We start from the raw sequence: 11,640 nt of genomic DNA on the forward strand, positions 1-11,640 counted from the left end.
GCTCGATCATCCCGCTGGAGTGGTACATAACCTGTACCATGAACTTCATGGCACTGAAGCGAACCAACGTCTACGCCGATGACGAAGACCTCGCGATGATCAAAGAGGCTGCCGCACGCATGGGCGTCTCGGAGGCCGAAATAATCCGCGAGGGCATTCACCGCATCGCCTTGGCGACCCGCATCTGGGACGAACCGTTCGTCACCGATGAGGAGACGTTCGATCTCGGTGGGCCTGTCACGGATGACGACATCCGCACGGCCGTGACCGGAGCGCATGAGGCGCGAGAGCGCCGCAATCGGGGGCACGCGGCTTGATCGCCATCGCTGACACCTCCGGATTGCTCACGCTCTACAACCGTTCTGACCCGGATCATGAAGCGGTCCGCAAGGCCGCGGACCAGTGCGCTCTTCTCGTCGCCACCCCTCTTGCTTTGACCGACGTCCACCAAGTGGCTGCCAGCCGCGCTGGGCGTGCCGCAGCCGACGGCATCCTTCGCTCGCTCATCGCGCGGGCCCGCCAGATGCGACTGGTCCTGGCCCCTCCCACTCCTGACCACCTCGACGTGGCGCTGTCAGTACGCGCCCGGTATGACTCCCTCGGCCTCGATCTCGTGGACGCGGTGAACGTCGCCCTGGCCGCCGAATACGACACCGATGCCGTACTGACCCGGGACATCCGGGACTTTCGGGCCGTCCGCCCCCTCGGGGGCCGATACACCCATTTCCGGATTCTGCCGGACGACCTCTGATGCCGATCGCTCTGTGATCCCGCCATGGACGTTTCCCGGCCCCCGAAGCTCCATGAAAAGCCCCTGTGAAGTCCGGTCAAAAGTGATCTGAAGGGCGACTCTTCAGATATCTCTTCGCCTCTGAACCGACCGTTCCCGTTCGATTACAGTGCTGCGCAGAACGTGCGCGGAGGGTGCGCGGGGAGAGCAGGGGGAGGAGGTGCCGTGAGCACCGCAGCAGCCACCGGAGTCTGGGGGCGCGTCGAGCAGCAGGACTTTCGCAGCCGGGTGCGCGGCACACTCCTCGGAGCCGCCGTCGGGGACGCGCTCGGGGCGCCCGTCAACTCGCTCAGCCTCGAAGAGATACGCGAAGCCCACGGCGCCGAGGGGCTCACCGAGCCCGCCCCCGCCCACGGCAGGCGCGGCGCCGTCACCGCCGCCACACAGCTCACTCTCTTCACCGTCGACGGACTCATACGCGCCCAGGTGCGGCGCGACACCGGCGCCTGGCACCCGCCCACCGACCTGCACCGGGCTTATCGGCGGTGGGCGGCCACCCAGAGCGACTGGGGCCCTGACGAGCGGCGCAAGGAAGACGGCTGGCTGGCCCGCGAGGAGTGGCTCTACTCGCGCCGCTCGCCCGCCCGTGCCTGTCTGATCGGGTTCGGCGACGAGATCATGGGGACGCTCGAAGCCCCCAAGAACCCGGGGGAGCAGGGCTCCGAGGCCGTCACCCGGTCCGCACCCTTCGGGCTCCTGGTCGGCTGGGAGCCGCAGCTCGTGCTCCAGCTCGCCGTGGAGTGCGCCGTACAGACGCACGGGCACCCCACCGCCTACCTCGCCGCCGGCGCGCACACCCTCCTCGTACACGGCCTGGCGCGCGGAGAGTCCTTGGACGGCGCGATCCAGCGGACGCTCGCGCTGCTCGCCGCCCGGCCCGGCCACCAGCCCGTCACCGACGCCCTGAAGCACGCCCTGGGCGCCGTACGGCAGGGGATGCCCACTCCCTCCCGCGTGGAGGAGCTGATGGGGGACGGGGGAGCCGAGGGCGCGCTTGCCGCCGCGGTGTACTGCGCCCTCGTAGGAGAGGACATCCGCCACGGGCTGCGGCTCGCCGTCAACCACGGGGGAGCTTCGTCCGCCGCGGGCGGCCTGTGCGGGGCGCTGCTCGGCGCGCTGCACGGCGAGACCGCGCTGCCGCCCGCCTGGCTGACCGAGCTGGAAGGGCGGGCCACGATCCTTGAGCTGGCGGACGACTTCGCGATGGAGATGACCCAGGGGCCCGCGCTGCACGGTCCCGCGGTGTCGTCGCCGGGGTGGCTCGCGCGGTATCCGCGGGCGTAGAGCAGCAGCAGTACGCCGGACGGGCTGAATGCTTCCCTGGCCGGGGGAGCATTCAGCCCGTCCGGCGTTTGAGGACGAACTCGGCGGAGCCGGTGAACTACGGCAAGCGGCCCTGCGGCGCGACCATTCCGTCGGCCTCCCCGGCGGGGGGCGGAACAGCCGCCGCACCGGCGGAGTCGTCGTCCCCGTCCGTATTGATCTTCTCGATGAGCGCGTCCCGCTCCGGAGTGTCCTCCGGCTTCACGATGCCGACGACGATGTAGAGGATCAGCGAGACCGCCAGCGGGATCGAGACCTGGTACTCCAGGGGCACCCCGCCCTCGACGCTCCAGTTGATCGGGTAGTTGACCAGCCAGAAGGCGAGCAGACCCATCGACCAGCTGGTGAGCGCCGCGGTCGGACCCGACCTGCGGAAGGTACGCAGCAGACCCAGCATCATCGGGATCGCGATCGGACCCATCAGGCCCGCGACCCACTTGATGACGACCGTGATGATGTCCTTGAACGCGGGGGAGTTGACCTGCGTGGCCACCGCCATGGACAGGCCGAGGAAGACGACGGTCGTCAGACGCGCGGCGAGCAGGCCCGAGCGTTCGTTCCAGTTCCTGGCCTGCCGGGAGAGCACCGGCGCCACGTCGCGGGTGAAGACCGCGGCGATGGCGTTGGCGTCCGAGGAGCACATGGCCATCGTGTGGGAGAAGAAGCCGACGATGACCAGGCCCAACAAGCCGTGCGGCAGGAGCTGTTCGGTCATCAGGGCGTACGAGTCCGAGCCGTCGGGCTTCTTCGCGTCCACCAGGAGCGGGGACATCCACATGGGGAAGAAGAGGACGACCGGCCACACCAGCCACAGCGCGGCCGAGAGCCGGGCCGAGCGTGCGGCCTCCTTCGGGCTCGACGTGGCCATGTAGCGCTGGGCCTGGTTGAGCATGCCGCCGTTGTACTCGAAGAGCTTGATGAAGAGGAACGCGAGCAGGAAGATCGTTCCGTACGGGCCGACCAACGGCTCCGCGTGACCCTGGAGTTCGGGCTCGTCCCAGACGCCGAAGAACCCGCCGTGCGGGCCCAGCTTCGACACCACGGCAACGAACATCGCGACACCGGCCAGGAGCTGGATGATGAACTGGCCGAGTTCGGTGAGCGCGTCGGCCCACAGGCCGCCGATCGTGCAGTAGATGGCGGTGATCACGCCGGTGATCAGGATGCCCTCGTTGATCGAGATGCCGGTGAAGACGGCGAGCAGGGTGGCGATGGCCGCCCACTTGGCGGCCACGTCCACGATCTTCAGGAGCATCCCGGACCAGGCGAGGGCCTGCTGGGTCTTGAGGTTGTAGCGGTTCTTGAGGTATTCGAGCGGCGAGGCCACGTGCAGGCGTCCGCGCAGCCGGTTGATGCGGGGAGCGAAGAGTTTCGAGCCGATGGCGATGCCGAGCGCGATCGGGAACGACCAGGTGATGAAGGACGTGACGCCGTAGGTGTACGCGATGCCCGCGTACCCGGTGAACATCACCGCGCTGTAGCCGGACATGTGGTGCGAGATGCCGGACAGCCACCAGGGCATCTTGCCGCCCGCGGTGAAGAAGTCGCTCACGTTGTCCACGCGTTTGTGGGACCAGATGCCGATCGCGACCATGATGCCGAAGTAGCCGATGAGCACGGCCCAGTCGAGACTGTTCATGTGCCCCCTCCAGGGGTCCGCCTTGTGAACTGCGCTGAAATGCCGTGCACTTGGCCAGTTTCGGGACATACGGACCTGGGCGGCCTTGAAGTGCCCGCTCATCGTGGGTGGGGGTGTGCGCTGCCGACAACCGGCAGTGAGGTCAAGAGCGAGTAAAATCGTTCTGTTTACTGACCTGCGTTCACATCCTTGATCCTGAGAGGCCCGTCCCACGAGGCCGTGTAAGCGCACAAAAACGGCTGTACAGGACCCGGGTCCCGTACAGCCGTGGCCTGTTCCGCGGCGCGGCGCCTACCGCATCAGCTCACCCGCGTTCACCAGCAGCGACTGGCCCGTGATCGCCCGCGCCCTGTCCGACGCGAGGAAGACCGCCGCGTCCGCCACGTCCCCGTCCGTCGCCAGTTCCGGGAGCGCCATCCGCGCCGCGAGGCGCTCCCGCACCTCCTCCTCGGGCACCCCCTCGGTGTGCGCGGTGAACTGGACGTACGCCTCGACCGGCGGGCCCCACATCCAGCCGGGCAGCACGGTGTTCACCCGGATGCGGTCAGGACCCACCTCGTGCGCCAGGGAGTACATCGCCGATGTCAGCGCGCCCTTCGACGCCGCGTACGCCGCCTGCCGCACCTGCGAGGGAGCCGCGACGGCCGACTGCGTGCCGATGAACACCACCGAGCCGCCCCGGGCCTTGAGCGCGGGCAGGCAGGCCCGCGTCATCCGCAGCGTGCCGAGCAGGTTGACGTCGATGACCTGCTGCCAGGTGGTGAAGTCCGCGTCCTGCACGCCACCGAAATAGCTGTCCCAGGCGGCCACATGGACCACCGCGTCGATCCCGCCGAAGCGCTCACGCGCCAAGCCCGCCAGCGCCTCGCACTGGGCCTCGTCGGTGATGTCGGTCGGGCGGTACGCCGTGTGTGTGCCCTCGGGGTCGATCTCCCCGGCGGACTTGGCGAGGTTCGCCTCCGTGCGCGCCCCGAGCACCGCGTGGCCCCCGTCCCGTACGACGGCGGCCGCCACCTGGTGGCCGAGGCCTGCCCCGACCCCCGAGACGACGACGGTCTTTCCTTCGAGGAGCGAGCGCATGGGGCGCCTCCCGGCTCTGGCAGTTTTGCTGACGGAGCGTCAGAGTATGGGCGTCCACCGGAGGAAGGAAGACTCATGAGCGAGGCCGCCCGCACCGAGGACAGCCGCAGCAAGGAAGCCCGCAGCGAGGACACCCGCAGCGAGGACTACGGCGAGCTGGCCGCAGTCGGTCCGTACGGCGTGCACCCGGGCCACGCCCTGATCACCATGGTCGAGCCGCACCCGGGCCACGAGTACGCGTACAACCGCTGGTACGAGGACGACCACTACTACGCCGGCGCGATGGCGATGCCCTGGATGTACGCGGGCCGCCGCTGGGTCGCTCCCCGCGAGCTCCAACTCCTGCGCCGGCCGGAGAAGTCGGCGGTCGCCGAGCCCGTGACCGCCGGCTGCTACCTCTCCACGTACTGGGTGACCGAGGGCCGCTATGACGAGCACATGAAGTGGACCGTCGGCATCAACGAGCGCCTGAACCGCGACGGCCGCGTCTACCAGGACCGCACGCACGTCTTCACGGCCTTCCAGGACCACGAGGCCACCGTCTACCGCGACGGGGCGGCCGGGCCCCGCGACTTCCACGCGCTCGACCACCCCTACCAGGGCCTCGTGCTCGAAGTCATCGACGCCGAATCGCAGCGGCGGCGGGGAGAGCTGCTGGAATGGCTGCGAGCCCGGCAACTGCCGGGGGCCCTCGCCGGTTCTCCCGCCGCGATGGTGACCATCTTCCGGCCGACTCCGCTGCCGGGGGACCGGATGACGTACGTGAAGCAGGTCGAGGGAGTCGACACCCGGCTCACGCTGCTCTGGTTCCTGCAGACCGATCCGCGCGAGTGCTGGCAGGAGCATTTCGCCGGGCGGGCGGAAGCGGTGGCTGAATCGGGGATGGGGAGGGTGGAGCTGCTGGCGCCTTTCATTCCCACGGTGCCGGGAACGGACACGTACGTCGATCAACTGCGGTAGTCGACGAGTGCGGCAGGCGAGTCGATCAGTGCGGCAGGTCAGTCGATCAGTTCGCGCCGGGGAAAGGCCGAGCCCCCTCGGCCGGGACGGCGGGCCAGTCGAGAGGGCTCAATCGGTGCTGCTTATGCAGTTGTCGACCTCTCGCTGATCGCGTCGGGCTGATGCGCGAGCGGGTTCGTCTCAGCCGAGGTGTGAGGACTCCCGGCCGACCTCGGAGACGAAGGCGCGCCACGAGTCGGAGGGAAAGGCGAGGACGGGGCCCTCGGTGACCTTCGAGTCCCGGACCGAAATCGCCGTCGCAACGGGGGACTTGACCTCGACACACGCGCCGTTTCCCGTGGAGTACGAGGACTTGACCCACGTATTCGTAGCGCCCTGATGAATAGCCATGGTTACTCCGGTTCACACAGTTGATGAGTTGCGGTCACCGCCAGGAGCGGCTGCGCCAACGGATGTTGCTCGATGGCGTGATTGACGCTACTCGCCAACATCGCGGAGTGAAGGGAGCGTTCACTCGACCGGATGGCATATTCCAGTGGGGTCTTCCGCCTCGCCGAGTGGTAGGTGTACGGTGCGGGACTTTCCCCTGCGGGGCGGTCTCATACGCGACGTACGCCTCAGCGGGCGTACTCTTTCGCGATGTCCGCGATGAGTTGGCGCGATTGATCCACGTTCAGCGCCTGGGCCCGCAGGTGCTCGTACATCACGCTGTACTGCTGGACGTCGTTCGCCTTCTCCAGATAGAGGTCGCTCGTGACGCCTTCGATGTAGACGACGCTGGAATCCGCCGCGTCCGGGAACTCGAGAATCGCGTACTGGCCATTGAGGCCGGGGTGCGCGCCCATCTCGAAGGGGATCACCTGGACGGTCACGTGAGGCAGCTGCGACTGTTCCACGAGGTGTTCGAGCTGGTCGCGCATCAGATGCCGGGAGCCGACCACCCGGCGCAGCGCCGACTCGTCGAGGACGGTCCACAGGCGCAGCGGGTTCTCCGGGGCGTTGATCCGCTCCTGACGGCGGACGCGCACCTGGACGCGCTTCTCGATGTCCGTCGGCGTGGTCTCCGGCAGCGCGCCCGTGATGAGCGCCTCCGCGTACGCACGGGTCTGGAGCAGACCGGGGACGACCTGCGGGTCGTACACGCGCAGGGACGCGGCGTCCGTCTCCAGGCCGATGTAGACGCTGTACGGAATGTCGCCGAAGGAGTGCCACCAGCCCTGCTGGCGCGAGTCCTTGGCCATTTGCATGAGCGAGTCGACTATGCGGTGGTCCTCGACCTCGTAGACCCCGCACAGGTCGCGCACATCGCGCTGGCTGATCGAACGGCGGCCGTTCTCGAGGCGGCTGATCTTCGACTGCGAGACCAGCAGGCGCTCGGCGACCTCCTCGGCCGTCATGCCCTTGAGCTCGCGGAGCCTGCGGAGCTCCTGGCCCAACCGGCGTCGCCTGACGGTGGGATTGACATTGGACGCCACGGACGTGCACCTCCGACTACATGCCTCTACTTTGCGTGTCTGCTGTTCAGCAGAGTGCCACCAACGCGTCGCACACCGCTGGAAAACAGCCGATGTGAAGAGCGAACCGCAATGCGACGTGAAGACGGACGTGAGGACTGGTACGAGGGGTGCGGCCCGGCCGCGCGATCGCGTTTGCGCGGCCGCGCGGGGCGGTGGTGCCGGTGCCGTCGTCCTGACGGTTCCGGTGCCGGTGCCCCGCGCGGCCCAGCGGCTCCCGAACCGGGTCTGGGGGACTGCGGTGCGGCGTTGCTGTCGCCGGTACTGCGGGTGCTGCGAGTACTGCGGTGCTGCGGGTGATGCGGTGCTGCTGAGCGTGCTCAGTGGGCCACGGCACGTGCCATGGATCCGCGGCGCGGCTGCATCGGAACCCCGCCGGGTTCCGGCACGGTCCTGGCCGGCTGTCGGCCACCGCCTGGTCCACCATGTCCGCCAGGACCACCCGGTCCGCCCGGTCCCGCTGGGGCCGGACTGCGGCGTGGCTGAGCGGCCACACCGTTCTGGACGTCCATCACGGCGTGCGCCACGAGGCCGCCCATCGGGTCGTGCCTGATCAGATCCCGGAGACGGGAGCGCGATGAACGCCCCTCGTTGCCGGGGTAGAGGTGCTTGCCGAGCCCCACTGCGTGAGCGAGCGCGGCGAGCGCCGCGGTCCGCGGGTCCGGCGGTACGCCGGTGCGGATCGCGCTGTCCAGTCGGGACCTGATGTCCCGGCTGATTGCCGTTTCCGTCGCTTGGTAGCGAGTCGTCGGCAGTACTCCGCACATCTGGCCCGATACGGCATGCACCATGCCGCACCGCTCCAGGTGCGCGAGGTAGATCTGGCGCAGCCCCAGTCGGGGCCCGCCAATCCAGTGGACCGCCCGAACCGGGCTGCCGCGCCTGCGCAGCAGTTCCAGTGCGGAGTCCAGAGTCGGATCTCCGGTCGGCCGTGGCATCACCACGGCGATACGATCCCCGTCTGGGGCTATCCGTCCGGCCAGCGCCAGCTCCACTAGCTGTGCTCCGGCCAGACCGAGGTCGAGCGACTGCGGCTGCGCTGTGGTACCCGTGGCCGGGTCCAAAGCGAGCAGCAGAAGCTCCTCCGGAATTGTTCTGCGGCTCCTGCCCATCCATGCCTCCCCGCGTGGATGAATGACAGGGTGACCCCTCTCACATTGGTCTGTCGAGAGTGCGTGACCGGTACGTACGGGAACCAGTAGGTATGTCGTTCTCGTCTACCACGGGGGTTAAGCCCCCACACAGGACACTGGTACATGGTTCGGACAGCGGGTCCGGCCGTGGTTTTGGCGCAACGGCAACGCGAGCGGCATGGCGTACGAGGAGGCATCGGTGGCGGGCGAGACCCCCGACAGGTCGAAGCAGCGGAAGTCGTCGGGGAACCCGACTGGGGCAGAACCGTCCGTGCCGGCACCGGCGCCGGAGGAACGCGACCCGCGTCTCGCGGTGGCCCGTGAGGTCCCCGCGGCACGGGAGGAGCGGGAGGACCAGGCGACGGCGGTCTTCTCGACGAAGGCCGTGACGGAGGCGGCGGCTTCCGGACCGGAGCGGCGTGCGGAATCGGCCGGTGCCGAGGGCGCCGAGACCGGCGACGCGCGGCTGCGGGCCGCTGTGGCGGCGTGGGTGGCCACAGCGGACGAGGAGGCTCCCGGGACGGCGAAGACGGAGGCCGGGGACGGCTCCGAGGAAGTGACGGCTCCGGACGACGAGAAGAACCCGCCGGACACGGCGCCGGAACCTTCCGCCGCTTCACCGGCCACGGCTGAGGCCACGGAGGAGAGCGAGACTCCGGCTGCCACCGAGGCGAAGGCTTCGAACACCGCGGATGAGGCGGACGAGGCGGACGAGGCGGAAGGCTCTGGTGACGCGGGTGCATCCCGTGGCGCTGCCGGTTCCGCCGAGTCCGCGGGCGCCGCGGATGGCCCCCGTGACGCCGACGACGCCGACGACGCCTCCAGTGCCGACGAGCCCGAGGCGGCGGACGAGTCCGCGGGTGGCTCCTCCGGTGCTGCCGGTTCCGCCGAGTCCGCGGGCGCCGCGGATGGCCCCCGTGACGCCGACGACGCCGACGAGGCCTCCAGTGCCGACGAGCCCGAGGCGGCCGACGAGTCCGCGGGTGGCTCCTCCGGTGCCGCTGGCGACGTACGTGACGCCGCCGGTGCCCCCGAGCCCGAGCGGGCCGATGAGCCTGCGGGCGCGGGTGCATCCCGTGACGCTGCCGGTTCCGCCGGTTCCGCCGGTTCCGACGAGCCTGCGGCCGACGACAAGCCCGCCGGTGGCTCCCGCAAGCCCGCCTGGGCCGCGGCGGACGACCCCGCCGATGCCGATGCCGACAAGCCTTCCGGCGGCAAGAGCGAGGGCGAGGGCAAGGGCAAGGGCTCCGGCGGTTCCGAGTCCCCCGGCTCCGCCGACGGTGACCGCAAGGCCTCGACCGGCACCGACAAGGGCGGTGACGCAGACGACACGCCCTCGGCGGACACCCCCACCGGTGGAGTCGACCAGGCCACCGCCGTCTTCAAGGCGCTGCCCCCGAAGGCCGTCGACCAGCCGACCACCATGCTCAAGCTGGGCGACCACAAGCCCGGGGCCAAGCCCGGTGCCAAGCCCGAGGGCAGCACCAAAGCAAAGCCCGAAGCAAAGCCCGAAGCAAAGCCTGCCGCAAAGCCCGAAGGTGAAGCCGAGCGCACCAGCAAGTTCGTCGCGCTCAAGCCCCTGGACGCCCCGTCGCCCAGCGCCCCGAAGCCTCCGGCCCCGGCCCCGGCACCGGCGGCCCCCGGAGCCCAGGCGCCCGCGCCCGAGAAGGCCCCCGCGCCAGAGAAGAGCGACGTAGGGCCCGAGCGCACCACCCAGCAGCCGCTGCCCCCGCGGCCGCCGCTCGACCTCCTCGCCGAGCTCACCAACACTCCGCCGCCGCCGGAGACCCCGGTCCGCACCGCCGTGCGGAGGGTCAAGATCTGGACGCCGCTGGTGCTGCTCCTGGTGGTCGTCTTTGCGGTCGTGCAGGCCGTGCGACCGCTGCCGACCCCGACCCTCGCGCTGACCGCGCAGGAGACCGTCACCTTCGAGGGCGGCAAGCCGTCCATGCCGTGGCCCAGCAAGGGCCAGGCGGCGATGGACGTGAACGGCATCGGGTCGTTCGGCACGTCCGGCGATCAGAAGCCCGTGCCGATCGCGAGCATCGCCAAGGTCATGACGGTCTATCTCGTCCTGCGCGACCACCCGCTGAAGAAGGGCAACCCCGGCCCGAAGATCCCGGTCGACGCCGCGGCGGAGAAGCACTACACGACCGGCAAGGCGGGCAACGAGTCGGTCGTCAAGGTCACCGAGGGCCAGAAGATCACCCAGTACGAGGCGTTGCAGGCGGTGATGCTGCCGTCCGCGAACAACGTCGCCAAGCTGCTCGCCCGCTGGGACACCAAGAGCAATTCCGAGGACGAGTTCGTCGCGAAGATGAACAAGACCGCCAAGGAACTCGGTATGAAGAACACCCACTACACGGACCCGAGCGGCCTGGACAAGACGACCGTCTCCACCGCCGAGGACCTCGTGAAGCTGGGCCGGGCCGCGATGGAGGACCCGGTCTTCAACGAGATCTCCCGCCAGCCCAGCTACAAGGACCTCAACGGCGACAAGCAGAACAACTTCTTCGGGCTCGTCCCGACGGTCGCCATCGGCATCAAGACCGGCACCACCACCGCGGCGGGCGGCAACATCCTCTTCGCCGCGGAGAAGAAGGTCGGCGGCGAGACCCGCACGATCATCGGTGCCGCCCTCGGTCAGTACGGGCAGAACGGCGTGGCCAACATCGACCAGGTCACCGGCGTCACCCGCAAGCTCATCGAGGCCGGTCAGGACGCGCTCACGGCCAAGAAGATCGTGAAGAAGGGCGACGTCGTCGGCCAGGTCGACGACGGGCTCGGCGGCACGACCCCGGTCGTCGCCACCAAGGACGTCGCCGCCGCGGGCTGGTCGGGCCTGACCGTGAAGCTGAAGCTCGGCGAGAAGGCCGGCGTCACGATCCCGCACTCGGCGAAGGCCGGTACGACGGTGGGCGTGCTGAGCGTGGGCGACGGCAAGGAAGGTGCCGTCGAGGTGCCCGTCGCGCTCCAGAAGGACCTCTCCGAGCCCGGTTTCGGCGCCAAGCTCCAGCGCGTCGGCTGAGGCGAGGAGAGCGGAACGTACAGGGAGAAGCGGGCATGGGCGCGGGCGCGAGACGCCGCCCGTGCCCGCGCCTCCGCCGAACCCGCCCGGCCCCGTGGGCGCAGAGCCCCCGCCCCAGGCTCGGTGTGCGCCGTGCGTGCTAGCGTCACAAGTTCGGGGAGTAGCAGTGCGCC

General features: G+C 69.5%; 10 protein-coding genes. 5 read left to right on the plus strand and 5 right to left on the minus strand.

Translation table 11 applies throughout. From position 1 onward, the window contains the following. The first annotated feature begins 47 nt into the window (after window positions 1-47). From AB0I94_RS10730 to AB0I94_RS10740, 3 genes are all read left to right on the plus strand, one after another. The gene (locus AB0I94_RS10730) at window positions 48-317 is read left to right on the plus strand and encodes a CopG family transcriptional regulator (RefSeq protein ID WP_160505612.1); all 270 of its coding nucleotides are present in this window, start codon (window positions 48-50) and stop codon (window positions 315-317) included. Beyond that, window positions 314-751, plus strand: a complete 438-nt coding sequence (locus AB0I94_RS10735) for a PIN domain-containing protein (protein ID WP_363309136.1) — start codon at window positions 314-316, stop codon at window positions 749-751. The genes AB0I94_RS10730 and AB0I94_RS10735 overlap by 4 nt, the downstream gene beginning before the upstream one ends. 204 nt (window positions 752-955) lie before the next feature. After that, window positions 956-2,074: an ADP-ribosylglycohydrolase family protein gene (locus AB0I94_RS10740; protein ID WP_363309137.1), complete on the plus strand. Its 1,119-nt coding sequence runs from the start codon at window positions 956-958 to the stop codon at window positions 2,072-2,074. Between the two features lie 97 nt (window positions 2,075-2,171). Here the strand turns inward: AB0I94_RS10740 and AB0I94_RS10745 are convergent, their stop codons facing one another. Then, entirely contained in the window at window positions 2,172-3,752 is a 1,581-nt protein-coding gene (locus AB0I94_RS10745) for a sodium:solute symporter family protein (RefSeq protein WP_363309138.1), read from the minus strand. A gap of 291 nt (window positions 3,753-4,043) precedes the next feature. Continuing rightward, window positions 4,044-4,832 carry an SDR family oxidoreductase gene (locus AB0I94_RS10750; RefSeq protein WP_363309139.1) on the minus strand — a complete coding sequence of 263 codons (789 nt, stop codon included), beginning with the start codon at window positions 4,830-4,832 and terminating at the stop codon, window positions 4,044-4,046. A 75-nt stretch (window positions 4,833-4,907) separates the two neighbouring features. Between AB0I94_RS10750 and AB0I94_RS10755 the strand changes: the two genes are divergently transcribed. Next, window positions 4,908-5,792 (plus strand): hypothetical protein, encoded by an 885-nt coding sequence (locus tag AB0I94_RS10755; RefSeq protein WP_363309140.1) that lies wholly within the window; start codon window positions 4,908-4,910, stop codon window positions 5,790-5,792. A 180-nt stretch (window positions 5,793-5,972) separates the two neighbouring features. Here AB0I94_RS10755 and AB0I94_RS10760 read toward each other — a convergent pair whose 3' ends face one another. The 3 genes from AB0I94_RS10760 to AB0I94_RS10770 form a co-directional block, all read right to left on the minus strand. After that, on the minus strand, window positions 5,973-6,182 hold the full coding sequence (locus tag AB0I94_RS10760; RefSeq protein ID WP_363309141.1) for a DUF397 domain-containing protein: 210 nt from the start codon (window positions 6,180-6,182) through the stop codon (window positions 5,973-5,975). Window positions 6,183-6,409: 227 nt separating this feature from the next. Then, a complete protein-coding gene (locus AB0I94_RS10765; RefSeq protein ID WP_363211805.1) occupies window positions 6,410-7,267 on the minus strand; it encodes a helix-turn-helix transcriptional regulator in 858 nt (285 codons plus the stop codon). Between the two features lie 359 nt (window positions 7,268-7,626). Then, window positions 7,627-8,418: a GPP34 family phosphoprotein gene (locus AB0I94_RS10770; RefSeq protein ID WP_363309142.1), complete on the minus strand. Its 792-nt coding sequence runs from the start codon at window positions 8,416-8,418 to the stop codon at window positions 7,627-7,629. Between the two features lie 199 nt (window positions 8,419-8,617). Here AB0I94_RS10770 and AB0I94_RS10775 point away from each other — a divergent pair, with 199 nt between their 5' ends. Further along, window positions 8,618-11,467 carry a serine hydrolase gene (locus AB0I94_RS10775; RefSeq protein ID WP_363309143.1) on the plus strand — a complete coding sequence of 950 codons (2,850 nt, stop codon included), beginning with the start codon at window positions 8,618-8,620 and terminating at the stop codon, window positions 11,465-11,467. Window positions 11,468-11,640 lie beyond the last annotated feature (173 nt).

Origin of the sequence: Streptomyces sp. NPDC050147 (assembly GCF_040660195.1) — a bacterium.
In the GTDB taxonomy this organism is placed as follows: Bacteria; Actinomycetota; Actinomycetes; order Streptomycetales; family Streptomycetaceae; genus Streptomyces.

Coding starts and splice junctions, on each gene's coding strand:
- AB0I94_RS10730 (WP_160505612.1), top strand. CDS start 48: ATGGCACTGAAGCGAACCAACGTCTACGCCGATGACGAAGACCTCGCG.
- AB0I94_RS10745 (WP_363309138.1), bottom strand. CDS start 3,752: ATGAACAGTCTCGACTGGGCCGTGCTCATCGGCTACTTCGGCATCATG.
- AB0I94_RS10750 (WP_363309139.1), bottom strand. CDS start 4,832: ATGCGCTCGCTCCTCGAAGGAAAGACCGTCGTCGTCTCGGGGGTCGGG.
- AB0I94_RS10755 (WP_363309140.1), top strand. CDS start 4,908: ATGAGCGAGGCCGCCCGCACCGAGGACAGCCGCAGCAAGGAAGCCCGC.
- AB0I94_RS10760 (WP_363309141.1), bottom strand. CDS start 6,182: ATGGCTATTCATCAGGGCGCTACGAATACGTGGGTCAAGTCCTCGTAC.
- AB0I94_RS10770 (WP_363309142.1), bottom strand. CDS start 8,418: ATGGGCAGGAGCCGCAGAACAATTCCGGAGGAGCTTCTGCTGCTCGCT.
- AB0I94_RS10775 (WP_363309143.1), top strand. CDS start 8,618: ATGGCGTACGAGGAGGCATCGGTGGCGGGCGAGACCCCCGACAGGTCG.